12 protein-coding genes are annotated in these 17893 nt (G+C 64.8%); 1 reads left to right on the forward strand and 11 read right to left on the reverse strand.

Features of this window, described 5'->3' with window-relative positions; all coding sequences use genetic code 11:
• Window positions 1-4 precede the first annotated feature (4 nt).
• The 5 genes from LPA36_RS00900 to LPA36_RS00920 form a co-directional block, all read right to left on the reverse strand.
• Window positions 5-703, reverse strand: a complete 699-nt coding sequence (locus LPA36_RS00900) for a YggS family pyridoxal phosphate-dependent enzyme (protein ID WP_228874248.1) — start codon at window positions 701-703, stop codon at window positions 5-7.
• Window positions 704-794: 91 nt separating this feature from the next.
• Window positions 795-2021 (reverse strand): glycolate oxidase subunit GlcF, encoded by a 1227-nt coding sequence (gene glcF, locus LPA36_RS00905; RefSeq protein ID WP_228874249.1) that lies wholly within the window; start codon window positions 2019-2021, stop codon window positions 795-797.
• 7 nt (window positions 2022-2028) lie between these two features.
• On the reverse strand, window positions 2029-3117 hold the full coding sequence (glcE, locus tag LPA36_RS00910) for a glycolate oxidase subunit GlcE (protein WP_228874250.1): 1089 nt from the start codon (window positions 3115-3117) through the stop codon (window positions 2029-2031).
• A 161-nt stretch (window positions 3118-3278) separates the two neighbouring features.
• Window positions 3279-4772, reverse strand: coding sequence for an FAD-linked oxidase C-terminal domain-containing protein (locus LPA36_RS00915; RefSeq protein ID WP_228874251.1), 1494 nt, complete (start codon window positions 4770-4772; stop codon window positions 3279-3281).
• A gap of 52 nt (window positions 4773-4824) precedes the next feature.
• Complete coding sequence (locus LPA36_RS00920; protein WP_228874252.1) at window positions 4825-6240, reverse strand: FAD-binding oxidoreductase; 1416 nt, start codon at window positions 6238-6240, stop codon at window positions 4825-4827.
• Window positions 6241-6511: 271 nt separating this feature from the next.
• On the opposite strand from LPA36_RS00920, the gene LPA36_RS00925 reads away from it, so the two are divergent.
• Window positions 6512-7057: a cob(I)yrinic acid a,c-diamide adenosyltransferase gene (locus tag LPA36_RS00925; protein WP_228874253.1), complete on the forward strand. Its 546-nt coding sequence runs from the start codon at window positions 6512-6514 to the stop codon at window positions 7055-7057.
• A gap of 4 nt (window positions 7058-7061) precedes the next feature.
• Here the strand turns inward: LPA36_RS00925 and LPA36_RS00930 are convergent, their stop codons facing one another.
• The 6 genes from LPA36_RS00930 to LPA36_RS00955 all read right to left on the reverse strand — a co-directional run bounded on the left by LPA36_RS00930 (window position 7062) and on the right by LPA36_RS00955 (window position 17864).
• Window positions 7062-8300 (reverse strand): DUF3734 domain-containing protein, encoded by a 1239-nt coding sequence (locus LPA36_RS00930; RefSeq protein WP_228874254.1) that lies wholly within the window; start codon window positions 8298-8300, stop codon window positions 7062-7064.
• Between the two features lie 79 nt (window positions 8301-8379).
• Entirely contained in the window at window positions 8380-9135 is a 756-nt protein-coding gene (locus LPA36_RS00935) for an acetoacetate decarboxylase (protein WP_228874255.1), read from the reverse strand.
• 376 nt (window positions 9136-9511) lie between these two features.
• Window positions 9512-10585, reverse strand: coding sequence for a 3-deoxy-7-phosphoheptulonate synthase AroG (gene aroG / locus LPA36_RS00940; protein WP_228874256.1), 1074 nt, complete (start codon window positions 10583-10585; stop codon window positions 9512-9514).
• Window positions 10586-10965: 380 nt separating this feature from the next.
• Window positions 10966-12432 carry a metalloprotease TldD gene (gene tldD / locus LPA36_RS00945; RefSeq protein ID WP_228874257.1) on the reverse strand — a complete coding sequence of 489 codons (1467 nt, stop codon included), beginning with the start codon at window positions 12430-12432 and terminating at the stop codon, window positions 10966-10968.
• 141 nt (window positions 12433-12573) lie between these two features.
• Entirely contained in the window at window positions 12574-13449 is an 876-nt protein-coding gene (locus tag LPA36_RS00950) for a carbon-nitrogen hydrolase family protein (protein ID WP_228874258.1), read from the reverse strand.
• A 146-nt stretch (window positions 13450-13595) separates the two neighbouring features.
• A complete protein-coding gene (locus LPA36_RS00955; RefSeq protein ID WP_228874260.1) occupies window positions 13596-17864 on the reverse strand; it encodes a YhdP family phospholipid transporter in 4269 nt (1422 codons plus the stop codon).
• Window positions 17865-17893: the final 29 nt, after the last annotated feature.

Below are 17893 nucleotides of genomic sequence, written 5' to 3' on the forward strand. Positions count from 1 at the left end.
CAGTTCAGTTTGAATAGTCACGCGCGCCAAAGATTGCCGTGCCGACTCGCACGAGCGTCGCGCCTTCGATGACGGCCGCTTCGAGATCGCCCGACATGCCCATGGACAACGTATCGAGCGCAAGCCCTTCGGTACACAATTGTTCGAAGAGCGCATGCAGCAGACGATGCGGCGCGCGCTGCGCTTCGATGTCACCCGCGGGCTCCGGAATCGACATCAGGCCGCGCAGCCGAAGCCGGGGCAGGGCGGCGACCGCGCGGGCCAGTTCCAGTGCTTCGCCAGGTTCAATGCCGCTCTTCGACGCCTCGCCGCTTGCATTGACCTGCACGCACACGTTGAGCGGCAGCAGATTGTCCGGCCGTTGGGCGGACAGGCGTTCGGCGATCTTCAGGCGATCGACCGAGTGAACCCAGTCGAAATTCTCCGCGACGGGTTTCGACTTGTTCGATTGCAGCGGGCCGATGAAATGCCATTCGAGATCGGCGCGCAGGTCGGCGAGCGCTTCGATTTTCGTGAGCGCTTCCTGCACGTAGTTTTCGCCGAACGCACGTTGCCCGGCAGCGTGCGCCACGCGCACGTCTTCAGCGGGAAACGTTTTCGACACCGCGAGCAGTTCGACCGAGCGCGGGTCGCGGCCGGCGACGTGAGCCGCAAGCGCGATGCGCTGGCGCACCGCGTCGAGGTTATGGATGAGATCTGGCATGAGACAGTGGGGCACACGGCAACGCGATGGAATGAATTATACGGACGCCATCCAGCGCTGCCGATTCATCCGAACGGCCAGGTAGAAAACGTCAGGCCGACAGCATATGCTCAACCAGCTCGATCCAGTGCGTGACCGGAATCGACGTGCCGCTCTGCAGGTGCGCGATACATCCCACATTGGCCGAGACAATCAGTTGCGGTTCCACCGCGCGCAGCCGTTCGAGCTTCTGGTTGCGTAGCGTGTAGGAGAGTGTGGGTTGCAGGAGCGAATAGGTGCCGGCCGAACCGCAGCACAGGTGGCTGTCGGCGGGCAGGCGCACTTCGATGCCGAGGGCGGTCAGCAGTTGCTCCACGTGTCCGCGCACCTGCTGGCCATGCTGCAGCGTGCAGGGCGGGTGGAACGCGACCGTATGCACGGCGCGGCGGCGCGTGAGTGCCACGAGCGATTCTTCGAATTCGGGCAGGATTTCGCAGATGTCGCGCGTGAGTTCGACGATACGGCGTGCCTTGTCCGCATACGCCGGGTCGCCGCGCAGCAGGTGTGCGTATTCGCGTACCGTCGCGCCGCAGCCGGACGCGTTCATCACGATCGCTTCCACGCCGGCTTCGACGTGCGGCCACCAGGCGTCGATGTTCGCGCGGATGTCGTCGAGGGCTTCGTCGTTATAGCCAAGGTGCAGGCGGATCGCGCCGCAGCAGCCGGCCTCCGGCGCGACAATGGTCTCCACGCCGAGCGCGTCGAGTACGCGCGCGGTTGCGGTGTTGACGTTCGGCATCATCGAAGGCTGCACGCAACCGGCGAGCATCAGCATCCTGCGCGGGTGATGGGCCGTCGGCCATTCGAGCAGCGGTTGCCGGGCAGGCACCTTGTCGCGCAGCTTCTTCGGCAGGAGCGGGCGCACGTGCTGGCCGAGCCGCATCGCTGGCGTGAAGAGCGCGCTGTTTGGCAGGAAGCTCGCAAGCAGCCGGCGCAGGAGGCGCTGGCCGGGAGGCCGCGCGACATGTTCTTCGACCACCTTGCGGCCGATTTCGACGAGGCGGCCGTACTGCACACCGGAAGGGCAGGTCGATTCGCAGTTGCGGCAGGTGAGGCAGCGGTCGAGGTGCGTCTGCGTGCTGCGCGTCACGGGCGCGCCTTCCACCATCTGCTTGATCAGGTAGATGCGGCCGCGCGGTCCGTCGAGTTCGTCGCCGAGGAGCTGGTAGGTGGGGCAGGTCGCCGTGCAGAAGCCGCAATGCACGCATTTGCGCAGGATGGAATCGGCTTCGTCACCGTCGGGCGTATTGCGAATGAAGTCCGCGAGGTTGGTTTGCATCGCGCGCTCAGAAGTCGGAGTAGAGCCGGCCGCGATTGAAAACGCGGGCAGGGTCGAACGCGGCCTTCAGGCCGCGATGGATTTTCATCAGTGGAGCGGGCAGCGGGGTGAACACGCCTGCGCTACGGTCGAAGCCGTGCCCGGCGCGGAAGATCGTCGCGTGGCCGCCCGCCTGCTTCGCGCTGATGCGAACGGTTTGCGCGTCGGCGTCGGTGATCCACCAGCGCTGCGCGCCGCCCCATTCCATCAGCTGCGCGCCCGGCAGCTGCAGGGGCTCGGTAATCGACGGTAGCGCGAGGCGCCACAAGGCGGCGCCCGGCGCGATTGCGGAGAAGAACGGGTCGGTCTGTTCGCGCAGCCCTTCCCAGAAGCGTTCGGCTTCAACCGCATCGACCACTTCGCCGCCCAGCGACGTGCGCGCCGACTTGACCGCGGCCTCGGCGCCCGCAAGGCGCATGACGAGCGTGCCGTTGCGCCATGCGCTCGCGGTGATGGGCAGTGGGCGGCCACCCCATTCGTTGAGCTTGCGTACGGCGTCGGTGCCGTTCATGTCGAACTTGAGCGTCGCTTCGGCGACCGGGCGCGGCAGCACCTTCACCGACAGTTCGAGTATCAGCCCGAGCGTGCCCAGCGAGCCGGCCATGAGGCGCGAGACGTCGTAGCCCGCAACGTTCTTCACGACCTGACCACCGAAATGCAGCTTCTCGCCGTGGCCGTTCATGATGACCGCGCCGAGCACGAAGTCGCGCGCGGCGCCGGCCGAAGGTCGTCGCGGACCGGCAATGCCGGCAGCGATACAGCCGCCAAAGGTTGCCTGCGGGCCGAAGTGCGGAGGTTCGAATGCCAGCATCTGACGGTGTTCGGCGAGCGCGGCTTCGATTTCGAGAAGCGGCGTGCCGGCGCGCGCTGTAACCACGAGTTCCGCCGGATCGTAAGCAATGATGCCGCGATGCGCGCGCGTGTCGAGGATCTCGCCTTGCAGGCTCTGGCCGTACCAGTCTTTCGTGCCGCCGCCGCGAATGCGCAATGCGCGTCCTTCAGCGCTGGCCGAACGGATACGTTCGGACCAAACGGCGACGATGTCGTCCTCTTCCATGGCGTCCTGCTTAGTTGTGTTTCGTCCGATTGTACCGGGCGGCGCGGCGCTGGCAACCCGGAGGCGACCCGTACGGGGCACGGCACACGCGGCGCACGCGCCACGCCCATCCATCCCGACGGCTGGCGGCGAGCCCGGCGTACGACCGGGCAGACTTGCGGTTAAAACCTCGGCAACTCGGGATGCGGCAGCAGGCCGCCGCGCACGTGCATCCGCCCATATTCCGCGCAGCGGGCGCGCGTTGGAATGCCCTTGTCGGGGTTCAGGAGGCCAGGCGGATCGAAGGCGCGTTTGACCGCATGGAATGCGTCGCGCTCTTCTGGCGAAAACTGCACGCACATCGAATTGATCTTCTCGATGCCCACGCCGTGTTCACCGGTCACCGTCCCGCCCAGTTCGACGCAGCATTCCAGAATATCTGAGCCGAACGCTTCGGCCCGGTGCCATTCGTCGAGGTCGTTGCCGTTGAAGAGGATGAGCGGATGCATGTTGCCGTCGCCCGCGTGGAACACGTTGATACAGCGCAGCGCGTATTTTTTTTCCATCTCGCTGATGCGCGACAGCAGCGGTCCGATACTGCGGCGCGGCACGGTGCCGTCCATGCAGTAATAATCGGGCGAGATGCGGCCGGCAGCCGGAAACGCGTTCTTGCGGCCCGACCAGAACTTGAGCCGCTCGCTTTCCGTACGCGAAATCTGGATGCGCGTCGCACCGCATTCACGTAGCACCGCCGTCATGCGGACGATTTCTTCGGAGACTTCTTCCGGCGTGCCATCCGACTCGCATAGCAGGATGGCAGCCGCGTCGAGGTCGTAACCGGCGTTGACGAATTCCTCGACGGCCCGCGTCGCGGGCTTGTCCATCATTTCGAGGCCGGCCGGAATGATGCCCGCCGCGATGATGCCGGCAACCGCGTCGCCGCCTTTCACGACGTCGTCGAAGCTCGCCATGATGACCTGCGCGGTTTGCGGTTTCGGGATCAGCTTGACGGTGACTTCGGTGACGATCGCGAACATGCCTTCGCTGCCGATCAGCACCGCGAGCAGGTCGAGACCCGGCGCGTCGGGCCCGAGCGAGCCGAACTCGACGATCTCGCCTTCCATCGTGATGGCCCGCACGCGCAGCACGTTATGCACGGTGAGGCCATACTTCAGGCAATGCACGCCGCCGGAATTTTCCGACACGTTGCCGCCAATCGTGCAGGCGATCTGCGAAGAAGGATCGGGCGCGTAGTAAAGCCCGTACGGCGCCGCGGCTTCGGAAATGGCAAGGTTGCGCACGCCTGGCTGAACGGTTGCGGTGCGCGCATACGAATCCACTTCGACAATCTTCCGGAAGCGTGCGAGCGAAACGACGACGCCATGACGGATCGGCAACGCGCCGCCGGAGAGGCCGGTGCCCGCGCCGCGTGGCACGATCGGCACATCGAGCCGGTGGCAGATCTGCACGATCCGCTGCACCTGCGATTCCGTTTCCGGCAACACGACCGCGAGCGGCAGCCGGCGATAGGCAGCGAGGCCGTCGCAGTCGTAGGCGACCGTATCTTCTTCGCGATATAGCAGGCAGTGCGTGGGCAGCACGGCCATCAGCGCCTGCACGACTTCGCGTTGGCGCTGGGCGAGAACTTCAGGCGAAAGTTCGCCGGGTGCGTTCATGTCTCCTCCTTCTTCGGGCGCGCGGTCGTGGAGTGCCGGTTTGCCCGTCGGGTCATGCCGCCCAGGAAAAAATCTTGCCCGGGTTCATCAGGTTGCGCGGGTCGAGCGCGTGTTTGATCGCACGCATCGTGTCGACCGTGTCTTCGCCGTGCTCTTCGACGAGGAACCCCATCTTGTGCAGCCCGACGCCATGCTCGCCGGTGCACGTGCCGTCCATGCGCAATGCGCGCTCGACGATCCGGTGATTGAGCCGTTCGGCTTCAACGAGCTCTTCCGGCTTGTTCGGGTCGATCAGGATCGCGACGTGGAAATTGCCATCGCCCACGTGGCCGACGATCGGGCAGGGCAGCGGCGATTCCTTCAGATCCTGTTCGGTCTCGACGACGCACTCGGCAAGACGCGAAATCGGCACACACACGTCCGTTGTCACAGCGCGGCAGCCCGGCTTCAGTTGCAGCATCGCGAAATAGGCGCTGTGTCGCGCGTTCCAGAGACGGCTGCGATCTTCCGGCCGCGTGGCCCACTCGAAACCTTCGCCATGGTTCTGCGAAGCGATGTCCTGAACGAGTTCGGCCTGTTCCTTCACGCCGGCTTCCGTGCCGTGGAATTCGAAGAACAGCGTGGGCGCTTCGCGCAGCGTCAGGTTCGAATGCCGGTTGATCGAGCGGATCGCGAGCGAATCGACAAACTCGACGCGCGCGATCGGCACGCCGATCTGGATCGTTTCGATGACGGCGCGCACCGCGTCGCCCATCGACGGAAACGTGCACACCGCCGCCGACACCGCTTCAGGCTGCGGGTAGAGCCGCACGGTGATTTCGGTGATGACGCCGAGCGTGCCTTCCGAGCCAACGAAGAGGCGCGTGAGGTCGTAACCCGCGGACGATTTGCGCGCGCGCGTGCCGGTCTTGATGATGCGGCCATCGGCGAGCACGATGGTCAGGCCGAGCACGTTCTCACGCATCGTGCCGTAACGCACGGCGTTGGTGCCCGACGCACGCGTCGCCGACATGCCGCCGATGCTCGCATCGGCGCCCGGGTCGATCGGGAAGAAGAGGCCGGTGTCGCGCAACGCTTCGTTCAACTGCTTGCGCGAGATACCGGGCTCCACGGTGACGGTGAGGTCTTCCGCGTTGATCGCCAGCACACGGTTCATTTCCGACAGGTCGATCGACACGCCGCCCTGGACTGCAAGCAGATGTCCTTCGAGCGACGAGCCGTTGCCGTAAGGAATGACGGGTACGTCGTGCTGCGCGCAGAGCCTGATGATCGTCTGCACTTCTTCGGTCGTGCGGGCGTAGACGACGGCGTCCGGCAGTTGCGGATCGAACGGCGATTCGTCGCGGCCATGATGGGCGCGCACGGCGTCGGATGTCGAAACGCGCTCGGCGAAGGCGGATTTCAGCGCGACCAGCAGTTCTGCGGGGAACGGACGGCGTAGCGGTGCCGGGGGCACAGGATGATTCACGCGTGTCTCCTGGAAGCGGACGGGTGTTCGATTGATCTGATTGTTGCTGTCCATTTTACGCCGATCGCCCGCTGGCGCGGGCCGCCCCTGACAAACCTATAATGGCGCGATGGCCTGACCGCGGGCGCTCCTGGCCATTGCTGCACCTTGCCCGCAATTGCAGGGCGCTTGCCAGCGCACGGGCAATGCCCAGGCAATACGTAATGGCTACGGCATCGGCAGGGCATGAGCCCTGTGCCGCGGCAACCGTCACCACTTCGAGGAACTCATCATGGGCAATCGCCTGAGCAAGATCGCCACCCGAACCGGCGACGACGGCACCACCGGCCTCGGCGACGGCCGCCGTGTGCGCAAGGACGATGCGCGGATTGCTGCGATCGGCGACGTCGACGAACTGAATTCGAATCTAGGTGTGCTGCTGTGCGAAGCGTTGCCCGACGATGTACGCCAGGCGCTCTTTGCGATCCAGCACGATCTGTTTGATCTGGGCGGCGAGCTGTGCATTCCCGGTCACACCATGATCGCCGATGCGCAGCTTGCGCAACTCGATGCCTGGCTCGCGCACTACAACGCAACGTTGCCGCCGCTGAAGGAGTTCATCCTGCCCGGTGGTTCACGGGCTGCCGCCGTCGCGCACGTGTGCCGGACAGCGTGTCGGCGGGCCGAGCGGTCGATCGTCGCGCTAGGCCAGACCGAGACTATCCATGCCGCGCCACGTCAGTACGTGAACCGATTGTCGGATCTGCTGTTCGTACTCGCGCGCGTGCTGAATCGCGCCGACGGCGGCACAGATGTGTTGTGGCAGCACGACCGCTAGCTGGCTAGATGCCGGCCTCGCGCTCTGCGCTCGACTTCGGCCCGAGCCGGTCGCTGCTGCTCGGCGCGTGCACGTCGCGTGACGCAAAGCCCGCTTCGTTCTCCGGCAGGTCGAGCCATTCGGGATGCGCAAGCGTTTCGCGGATATCGGCAAGACCTGTCGCCCAGTGATCCAGCATCGTGTTGTAGCCGAACTGAAAATCCTTGAACTGGTTTTCGTACGGCTTGTCCTTGTAGATCAACTGCACGACGTTGTAGCGCTTGTCCGTGGACATGCGCGCGGCGATCTTGCACCACGTATCGTTCTCGAGTGCCTCCGGGCTCACATGACGTAGCACCTCACGAAGCGTGCGTCGGAGCAGTTGCGTGCGCCGCACGTTGTCCGTGACGGCCCGCGTCCGGCTGGAATACTGGATATCCTTTGCGCGGTCGTCGACCTGTCCCATGTTCGAGGGCAGCGCGCCCTGTGCGCTCCACAAGTCGACCTGGAACGCGAGCGTGTCGCGCCGGGGTGTCTGCCCCAGCACTTCCGAGAGCGGCGTGTTGGAAATGAGCCCGCCGTCCCAGTAAAACTGGCCGTCCACCTCAACGGCTGGAAAGCCGGGTGGCAGCGCGCCGGATGCCATGAAGTGTTCCGGCCGCAACGCGAGGTGTGCGTTGTCGAAGAACGTGAGGTTGCCCGTTGCAACGTTCGCCGCACCGACGCACACACGCATGCCGCCGTGATTGATACGGTCGAAATCGGCGAACCGCTCGAGCGTGCCCTTGAGCGCACGCGTGTCGTAGTAGCTGGCTGAGGCTACGTCGAGCGTGCGCGGCCCGACCGGCGGTGGAAAGCGCGGCGTGAAAAACCCCTTCTGGCCATCCACCAGCGCACGGGTCGCATACCACGACGAAAACGCCTGACGAAACGAGTCCGAAATGCCGAACAACTGCGTTTCCAGTGCGGCGGGCCAGAAGTTCAGCGGGGAAGCGGGCTGGCAGATCAGGGCCCAGAACTGCTTCAGCGCATCGACGCGTTTCTCTGGCGCGTTGCCCGCGATGATCGCGGTGTTCAACGCACCGATCGAGATGCCCGCGACCCAGTTCGGATGGATGCCAACCTCGGCGAGCCCTTCGTAGACGCCCGCCTGATATGAGCCGAGCGCGCCGCCGCCCTGCAGCACGAGCGCCACGGTTTCGTAGTGCTGCGAGACGATTTCGCTAAGCGGCGGGGGCAGATTCTGATCGGACGGAGTCGCCATTTCTAGCCTCGTTGTGACGTGCGCCGGTCATGTCCGGCGGGTGGATTCAGGCGTCGTCGTTTTTCCGGTTCGGGCGGTTCTAGCGATTCTGCGCGTCAGCCGACAGGTAATCGAACGCTACTTCGCCGAGCGCCAGCGTGAGGTCGGCGATGATATGCCGCGCCTCGACGACTTCCAGCACCGGCAGATCGCCCACAGGCGCAAGCGCATGCGAAGAAAGCGAGAGTGAAGCCGGGCCGCCCCACGCGCCTTTGACGGTAATGTCCTTCAAATGATAGCGAACGATCTCGCAGATGCGCGGTGTGCCGTCTACGTGCGGAATGATCTTCAGCAGATAGTTGTCGCCGCTCATCTTCACGCGTTCGGCTTCGGCGTCGAGCGTCGTGTGCTTGTAGCCCATCGTGCCCGTTGCGACGCGTACCGGGCCGAAATCCAGCGTGCCGACCAGCGCGTCGATATGCGTTTCCAGTTTCGGCGACGCCAGCTTTTTCGGAAAGCCCCACAACTCACGTCCGCCCGCAATGGGCGGATGATCGTCCAGATACATCGCGTGCGTATAGGCGCCGGCCTTGCCGTTGAACTTGACCGGAATAACCTGCCCGCTCTCGGTGTAATCGCCGAAGCCGGTTGAATCCGGCATGCGGATGAATTCGTAGTGCACGAGATCCGTGTAGACCTCGAGCGGTTCGGGTACGAGCGCGCGCAGCTTTTCGATATCCGTGCGGTACGTGATGATCATGAATTCGCGATTGACGAACCGGTACGGTCCAATCGGATAGGCGGGGCTCGTGAGCGGCATCGAGAATGCGGCTTCGCGGACTGCTTCGATTTTCATGGGATCTCCGACAACAGGCTTCGGGAGCGCATCGCGCAAGCGGTGCGGGACGCGCCGGGCGGGAATCGATCAGGCAAACAGCAAGCGCTGCCGCGCCGGACAGCGCCGGGACAGCCGGATAACACCCAGATACTCGATCAATTTCTGGTGCGTCGCAACAGGCTTTTGGGCAGAGGACAAATTCCGGCCAGAACACAGACGCGACGGTGAAAATGAAAGGAATGGAAGCCGGAAAGCGTCACAAAGCTGATGTAGGCGCCCTACGCCGCGCGCACAAAAGGAAATGCCGCCGGGTCTTTCCGACCGGGCGGCATGGATCGCCAGAAACGGGCTTCAGCGAAGCCCGCTCAGGCATGACAAAACACGCAGGCGACGCTTAATTGCCGCTGCCGCGCTTGATGCGTCGCTGCTTGACCGATTCGGCCAGTCCTTCGAGAACAGCGACGCTTTCGTCCCAGCCAATGCAGGCGTCGGTCACGCTCTGGCCGTACGTCAGTTCGCAGCCTTCCAGCAGATCCTGGCGGCCCGCCACCAGATGCGATTCCACCATGACGCCGACAATCCGTTCGTCGCCCGAAGCGATCTGGCGGCCGATGTCCGCGCACACGGGAATCTGGTTCTCGTGCTTCTTCGAGCTGTTCGCGTGGCTCGCGTCGATCATCAGACGTGCCGCGAGTCCCGCCTTGCCGATATCGACGCATGCGGCGTTCACGCTTTCCGCGTCATAGTTCGGCGCCTTGCCGCCGCGCAGGATGATGTGGCAGTCCTCATTGCCGGCGGTCGACACGATCGCCGAATGGCCGCCCTTCGTCACCGAGAGGAAATGGTGCGGTTGCGAAGCGGCCTTGATCGCGTCGACGGCGATCTTCACGTTGCCGTCCGTGCCGTTCTTGAAGCCGACCGGGCACGACAGGCCCGAGGCCAGTTCGCGATGAACCTGCGATTCGGTCGTGCGCGCGCCAATCGCACCCCACGAGATCAGATCGGCGATGTATTGCGGGCTGATCATGTCGAGGTATTCGGTGCCGGCCGGCAGGCCGAGTTCGTTGATCTTCAGCAGCAGTTCGCGCGCGGTGCGCAGGCCGTCGTTGATCTTGAAGCTGTTGTCCATGTACGGGTCGTTGATGAGCCCCTTCCAGCCGACGGTCGTGCGTGGCTTTTCGAAGTACACGCGCATCACGATTTCGAGTTCGCCCGCAAAGCGCTTGCGCTGCTCGATCAGACGGCCGGCGTATTCGAGCGCGGCCTTCGTGTCGTGAATCGAGCACGGCCCGATGATGACGATCAGGCGGTCTTCCATGCCGTGCAGGATGCGATGCATCGACTGGCGCGCGTTGTAAATCGTGTTCGACACGTTTTCATCGAGCGCGAATTCGCGGATCAGGTGCGCCGGCGGCGTCAGTTCCTTCAGTTCCCGGATGCGGACATCGTCGGTATTGTGCGGGGGCATGCTTGTTCTCCAGGATTCAGTTCGTAGCGTGTTCGCGCGGGAATGATCTCAAGGCCGCGACAAACGAAACTCAAAGGTGTTCAACATCAAAATGGGCAGCAGCGGACGGGCGAAAAAAAACCGCCAGACTCGCTGGCGGTTTTTCGGGAATTCTCGGTGTTTCGCTTGCTAACACCCCTCTCGATCCGCCAGCGGTCTGAGATACCAGAAAAAGTAAAAATAAAAGCTGGCGAAAGACATGGCAAAAAGCGTTGCTCGTCGAAAAAGGTTGAGTGGCTTTATAACCTGACGAAGCACGCCTGACAAGCATCAGGTGCTAAAAATGCGGATATTCCGCACGTTTCATGTATTTGATGCATGAAACGTGCGTTGCCGCCCAATCAGACCGTGCCGCCGACGGTCATGCGGTCGATGCGCAACGTCGGCTGACCGACGCCGACGGGCACGCTCTGGCCTTCCTTGCCGCACACGCCGACGCCCGTATCCAGCTTCATGTCGTTGCCGATCATGCTGACGAACTTGAGCGATTCCGGGCCGCTGCCGATCAGCGTCGCCCCTTTGACCGGATAGCTGATCTTGCCGTTCTCGATCATGTACGCCTCGGACGCCGAGAACACGAACTTGCCGTTCGTAATGTCGACCTGGCCGCCGCCGAAATTCACGGCGTACAGCCCGTTCTTCACGGATTCGATGATTTCCTGCGGATCCTTGTCGCCGTTCAGCATGTACGTGTTGGTCATGCGCGGCATTGGGAGCGCGGCGTACGATTCGCGGCGCGCGTTGCCGGTGACGGGCATCTTCATCAGACGCGCGTTCAGCGTGTCCTGGATATAGCCCTTCAGGATGCCGTCCTCGATCAGCGTCGTGCACTGCGTCGGGTTGCCTTCGTCGTCGATGTTGAGCGAGCCTCGACGGTTCGGCAGCGTGCCGTCGTCGACGACCGTGACGCCCTTCGCCGCCACCTGTTCGCCGATCCGTCCGGCAAAGGCCGACGAACCCTTGCGGTTGAAGTCGCCTTCGAGGCCGTGGCCGATCGCTTCGTGCAGCAGCACGCCGGGCCAGCCCGGTCCGAGCACGACAGTCATCGCGCCGGCCGGCGCAGGACGCGCGTCGAGGTTCACGAGCGCCGCGTGCACGGCGTCGTCGACGTAGCGCGACAGGACTTCGTCGGTGAAATAGCCGTAGTCGAAGCGTCCGCCGCCGCCGCCGCTGCCGATCTCGCGACGGCCGTTCTGTTCGGCGATCACGGTGACTGACACGCGCACGAGCGGACGGATGTCCGCGGCGAGTGCGCCGTCGCTACGGGCAACGAGCACGACATCGTATTCGCCGGCGAGGCCCGCCATCACCTGCTTGATGCGCGGATCGCGGCCGCGCGCCATCTGTTCGACGCGCTCCAGCAGCTTGACCTTGGCGGTCGCGTCGAGCGAATGCAGCGGGTCGGACGGCAGATAGAGGTCGCGGCCCGCAACGCCCGTCAGCGACGACGCCACCTTGATCTTCTGCTTGCCGCCGCCGGCCTTTGCGATCGAGCGGGTGGCGAGCGCCGCCTGACGGATCGCTTCGGGCGACAGGTCGTCCGAATACGCGAACGCCGTTCGGTCGCCGGACACGGCGCGCACGCCGACGCCCTGGTCGATGCTGAAGCTGCCCGATTTGACGATGCCTTCCTCGAGGCTCCACGCTTCGCTGCGCGTCGCCTGGAAGTAGAGATCGGCGTAATCGATGCGGTGCGTGAAGATTTCCGCGAGGGTGCGGGTCAGGACGCCTTCGTCGAGGCCATAGGGCGTAAGGAGCACGTCCTTGGCGGTCGCGAGGTTACGGATGCCGGGTTCGATGATATTCATGCGAGGTCTGGTCTTTTCAATGCAAAGGATTCGGTCGGAGCGTGCGTCGATGTCAGGTGTCAGATGGATCTTCGGCGCGGCGCTTTCAAGGTCAGTCTGATCCGGTGAAGTGATTGTCGGCCAATGTCAGCTCGTTACAGATCATGTCAGCACGCGATGCCGCCAGGCGGGCAGGCTCTGTCGAACTTCGTCGATACGCGTGCGTTCGACATTGCCGGCCACGACGCCCGCGCCTTCGTCCCGCACGGCGACGATTTCACCCCACGGGTCGATCAGCATGCTGTGGCCCCACGTGCGGCGGCCGTTCTCGTGTTTGCCGCCCTGCGCCGCGGCCAGCACGTAACACTGGTTTTCCACCGCGCGTGCCTTTAGCAGCGTTTCCCAGTGCGCGCGACCGGTGGTGTACGTGAACGCCGAGGGCACGACGATCATCGCGCAATCGCCCATCCGGCGATACAGCTCCGGGAAACGAAGATCGTAGCAGACGGACAGGCCGATCCGGCCGAACGGCGCTTCGAAGGTGCGGACTTCGTCGCCGGGGCGGATCGTGCGCGCCTCGTCGAACGATTCCTCGCCCTTTTCGAAGTTGAAGAGGTGAATCTTGTCGTAGCGGGCCGCCTCGCGGCCTTCCGGGTCGAAGACGAGCGTCGTGTTCAGCACACGGGTGGCTTCGGGTGCGATGAGCGGCAGCGTGCCGCCGATGATCCACACCTTGTGGCGGCGCGCCGCGTCGGCGAGAAAGCGCTGGATCGGGCCGTCGCCCCAGGCTTCGCGCACTGTGAGCTTGTCGGTGTCCTTGAAGCCCATGAAGCAGAAGTATTCGGGCAGCAGCACGAGTTCTGCGCCGTCGGCGGCTGCTTCGGCGATGAGGCGCCCGGCTTCGGCGAGGTTACGGTCGCGGTCCGGCGTGCTCACCATCTGCAGCGCGGCGACCCGGAACGACGCGCGGGAGGGCGGTAGGGCGGACTGCGAAGCGGGCTTTGAGGCGGGCTTTGAAGCAGCGTGTTGATCGCTCATGGGCGTTTCGGGAGACTCGCGGCTGGGCGGCGCGCGTTCCGGCTCCGCATTCGTTGCGGACGGGACTCGCGCCGGGACAATTCATGGCACCACAACCAACCCTGGCCGCCTTGGCGCAGCGGCAGCGCCCGGGGCCGGATCGGCGTTCAGTGGACGGCAGTCGGAACCGGCTCGGCCATCTTACCGCGATCGTCGTGGACCCGCTCGACATGCGGTTTGGACCAGGGTCCGGTAATCGCGTAGTCCATCGCGAACGCGTAGCTGATCGACTGTGACAGCGCGATATCCCCGACCAGCGCGGCGACACCGATCAGCGGATTGATGATCGCCGCAGCGATCACGCCGGCGCCCGCGCTGACTGTCGGGGTAACGTGTACGCGCAGGTCCTGCGTTTCGTGGGCGAGGTCGACCGTGCCTTTCATGTCGGCGCGCGCCGGCGCGGTGACCACCTCGAAGTTGTCGGTGCGGCCGAGGCCGTCGTCGATCTTTGCGGTGCCTGTGATGCGCTCGAACGGCAGGCCTTCGCCGATCACGTCGCGGAAATTGAGCGTAGTGAAGCGCGCGAGGCTTTGCAGGCTCACTACGCCGAGCAGTTTGGCGACGCCCGGATCGACCTTCAGGATCTCTCCGTGATGCAGGTCGAGGGCGAGCGAGCCGTCGAGCGTCGGGAAATTGATGGTGGTCGGGCCGCCGACCCACGCGAGCTGGCCCGACAGCGTGCCCGAACCGTATTTGATCGCGTGCGCGACACCGACGCGTTCGAGGAGTGCCCCCGTGTCCTTGATGTCGAGCTTGAACTGGAGCGCCGTGCGGCGTGGCTGCGCTGCTTCGATGTTACCGGCGAGCGTCTCGTCGGTGCGCCAGTTCGCGGTCGCGGTCAGCGTCGCGTCCGGGTTGCTGATGTCGAGCTTGTCCAGTTGCCAGACCGGCACGCCGCCTTCGTCGAAATTGTGCGCATCGACTTCCAGCCGGCCGAAGTTGCGCTCGCGCACGATCAGCTCGTTCACGACCAGATCGACCGACGGCATGTTCTGCGCCGGCACTGACATGGCGCGGCCGAGCAGATCCTTTTCGGTCGTCGACGGAATCACGAGTTTCGCGAGGCGCGCCTGCAAGGTGCCCGGCGAATCTTTCGTCGCGCCCGGCAGCCACGACACGTGGCCGGACACCTGGCTCGAACCGATGTTCGCCTGCCACTTGCCGGCGTCACGCGAGGCGCCGACCACAAGGTCGTCCCAGCTCCGTTTCAGCAGCTTGAGCGTGCCGATGTGGATTGCGAAGCGGGTCGGCAGGAATTGCTGCGCCGTCGTGTTCGGCACACCCGGCTGTACGGCGTCCTTGCTGCCGCTGCGCATCTGCGCGATGAGCGCGCGCCACGCGTCGGCGTCGAATCGTTCGACGTCGACCGCGGCGGTGACGCCTTCAGTCGGCAGGTCGGCTGGCTTGTTGACGCCGATCGCGCCGCGTACGACCGTCAGCGGCTGTTGCGGCTCGCGACGCAGCAGATAGGTCGCGGCGATCGGGCCGAAGGTGAGGTCGGCGCGTTGCAGGCCGGCTTCGCCCGCTGCGCCTGCGCCCGTCGTGTCTGTCGATCCTGCTGGCGACGCGGAAGCCCCCGTCTTGCCCGGCGCTTTCGAATTACCCGCGAGGGACGCGGCGGTCGGCGGCCGGAGCGTGAAACGCAGCGGCATGGGCTCGCCCGCCGGTTTGTTGAAAGGCGGCGGGAAATCCAGCCCGAGGCCGGTCAGGTCGGAATTCGCGGTGATGTCCGGCTGGCGGCCTTTCGCGCCGTGAATGCTCATCTGGTACGGCGCGCTGCCGCTCATGTGCTCGAGCACCTGCGTGACCGGGCCGCGCAGGTTCAACCCGCGCGCCGCCTCGACGCCAATGCGCCCGCCGATGTCGAACGCGTAGGTGCCGTCCTGCCGGTAGCCGCCGCTCGCATGGACGTCGCCGCCGAGAACGCGCGCGGACAGCCGGTCGGTCTGCGCGGTGTGCTCCGTGAAATGCAGCTTGCCGTTGAGTTGCGAGAGCGGCGGCACTTTCTCGATGGCGAGGTCGTTGTTCAGGAAGCCGATCGTGCCTTCGACGGCGAGGTGCGGCTTCGGCGTGCGCGGCAGCGTCAGTTTGAGCGCGAGCGTCGCCGGGCCCCCGGCATGCAGTTTTTCGCCGGCGTGCTTCGAGACGCCGCCGAGCGCGCTGTTGTTCACGTAGTCGAGCATGTCGGCAAGCGGACCGTGTGCGTCGCCCGTGATAACGAGGCTCGACGCCTTCGTGCCGAGATCGTCGATCTTCCCCGACACCTTGCCGAGCGCGACGTGCTTGTAATGCGCGCGGTCGATGTCGAAGCGCAACACATTTTCCTTCAGTTCGAACGTGCCGTCGATGCCGTCGAACGCCGGCCAGACGCTCGGCGTGCCGTCCTTCAGCGTACGCGGCGGAAACGGCGACGGCTCGAAGCGCCCGCCGCGAAACGGCGCGACGATGTGAAAGACACCTGCGGTCGGATCGCGCGAGTAGGGGAATTTGTCGAGGTTGCCGTGCACGTCGATCGTTGCGCCGTGCGACATGCCGTCCTGAAGACCGTGCCCGAGATAGAGGCGCAGCTTTTCGCTGATGCCGGTAGGCAGATAGCGCGGAATCGCCGGCACGGCGGCGCGATCAAACACCGCGGTCAGATCGAGTGAGCCGCGCCCGTGACCCACGTTCGTATAGTTCGCCGTGACCTTCGCGGCAGCATCCGCGTTCGCGACCGCGAAATCGGACAGCGTGAATGCAAACGCCTTATGCTGCTCGCCCGGCGCGGCCGCCTTGATTTCCCAGTGGCCGTGGCCGGTCATCCGGTCGAACATCAGGCGTGGATCGTCGAACACGCCAGGCATCGTGATCGCGACCTTCGCGGTATCGAGCGTGATGGAGCCGTGGTTCTCGTCGGCATCGACGTGGCCCCACAGATTCTCGACGCCTGGAATACCCGCGCGCGGGTGGTTCAGTTTCGTGAGGCCGGGCGGCGGTTCCTGCGCGGCCACGCTGATGCCCTGAAGGTCACCCTTGAAGTGGTAGCGGACGATCGGCTCGGCGCCGCCCGAACGCTGCTCGGCGGCGGCTTCGCCAGCGTCGGGTTTTTCGCGCTCGATTTCGATCACGTAGTTCGCAACGAGTCCGCGCGGGTTGAAGCGAACGAGGTTGTTCAGCAGCCTGCGCGGCAACGGCAGTGCGCGGCTGAATTCCGCGAGGATGCCGAGGTCCACGCGATCGCCACTGACGCTGAGCAGCTGGCCGTACTGGACGCTCGCCATCCGGAAGCGGGCGTTCAGCGTCGTGAGCGCGAGCAGGCGCGTGACCGGCGTGCCGTCATCGAGCGCCGGCTGGCCGAGTTCGGCGTGCAGATCGTTCAGCTGCAAATTGAAGTCGCGGCTCGCCAGATCGACGTGCCACGTAAAACTGGCGACCGGTACGTTGAGCTTTGGTTGCGTCGGATGGACGCGCATCGACACGTTGGCGCCGGCGAGCTGGCCGCCGGCCGACGTCATCCGCCCTTCGGCGAAGTCGATCCAGATGGCGTTGTCGATGCGGCCCGCGTAGGTCTCGACCGGGAAATCGATATAACGCGCGAGCGCCGGCAGATCGACCGGGCCGGTCGACAGATACGCGTGGCCTTTCCAGTTGATCGGCTTGCCGACCGCAGTGAGCGGCGTGTGGCGAAAGTTCGCGCGGAAGTCGAGCGGGCCGTGCAGCACGTTGCCGTCGGCGGGCGCCTGCAGCGCGAAATGATGCACGAAGCCGTCGTTGAGGATGGCGAGACGGATGTCGCTCAGCCTGATTTCGGGCGCGTCGTGGCGCGCGTCGCGCCAGCGTAGCGTACCGCCGCGCAGCACGATCGCCTGCTGGCGAAGCAGCCAGGTGGTGAAGGTATCGTTGCCGGTATGGCGGCTCGGCAGCGGCACGCCGGCCACCGAGAGCATGCCGTCGGTGCCGCGCGAGATCAGGACGTCCGGCTTGTCGACGATCAGGGTCGACAGTACGGGCGAGAACTGCACCAGCGATCGCCACGACAGCGTCGCGGTGGCGTGCGGAATGGTGAGTGCGGTGTTGCCGTCGCGATCGCGGATCGTGACGTTGGTGATCTCGATGCCGGGCTGAAAGCCGATCCAGTGCGGCTTCAACTGGCCGATATCCAGTTGCGCGTGCAACTTCGACGAGACGGCGGCTTCGATGCGCGGACGGAACGCGTCGATGTGCGGCAGGACGGCGTAACGCAGACCGAGGAAGAGGCCCACCACGATGAAGTACACCACCAGCGCGATCGCAAGAACGACGCGCAGCGTGTGGCGCAGCACTACATGGTCGTGCCCGCTGCTGGGCCTGGCGCGTCCGGCTTCGTGCGGGTCGGCGGATTCGTTTCGCTCGGACATGCTGCGGCGGGTGGGCGTATGGTAGTTTT

The organism is Paraburkholderia saeva (genome assembly GCF_907164555.1).
Classification (GTDB): domain Bacteria; phylum Pseudomonadota; class Gammaproteobacteria; order Burkholderiales; family Burkholderiaceae; genus Paraburkholderia; species Paraburkholderia saeva.

Excerpts from the sequence above, each read along its gene's own strand:
- glcF (WP_228874249.1), bottom strand. The coding sequence starts at position 2,021 with ATGCAAACCAACCTCGCGGACTTCATTCGCAATACGCCCGACGGTGAC.
- LPA36_RS00900 (WP_228874248.1), bottom strand. The coding sequence starts at position 703 with ATGCCAGATCTCATCCATAACCTCGACGCGGTGCGCCAGCGCATCGCG.
- LPA36_RS00925 (WP_228874253.1), top strand. The coding sequence starts at position 6,512 with ATGGGCAATCGCCTGAGCAAGATCGCCACCCGAACCGGCGACGACGGC.
- glcE (WP_228874250.1), bottom strand. The coding sequence starts at position 3,117 with ATGGAAGAGGACGACATCGTCGCCGTTTGGTCCGAACGTATCCGTTCG.
- LPA36_RS00950 (WP_228874258.1), bottom strand. The coding sequence starts at position 13,449 with ATGAGCGATCAACACGCTGCTTCAAAGCCCGCCTCAAAGCCCGCTTCG.
- LPA36_RS00955 (WP_228874260.1), bottom strand. The coding sequence starts at position 17,864 with ATGTCCGAGCGAAACGAATCCGCCGACCCGCACGAAGCCGGACGCGCC.
- LPA36_RS00935 (WP_228874255.1), bottom strand. The coding sequence starts at position 9,135 with ATGAAAATCGAAGCAGTCCGCGAAGCCGCATTCTCGATGCCGCTCACG.
- aroG (WP_228874256.1), bottom strand. The coding sequence starts at position 10,585 with ATGCCCCCGCACAATACCGACGATGTCCGCATCCGGGAACTGAAGGAA.
- LPA36_RS00930 (WP_228874254.1), bottom strand. The coding sequence starts at position 8,300 with ATGGCGACTCCGTCCGATCAGAATCTGCCCCCGCCGCTTAGCGAAATC.
- tldD (WP_228874257.1), bottom strand. The coding sequence starts at position 12,432 with ATGAATATCATCGAACCCGGCATCCGTAACCTCGCGACCGCCAAGGAC.
- LPA36_RS00915 (WP_228874251.1), bottom strand. The coding sequence starts at position 4,772 with ATGAACGCACCCGGCGAACTTTCGCCTGAAGTTCTCGCCCAGCGCCAA.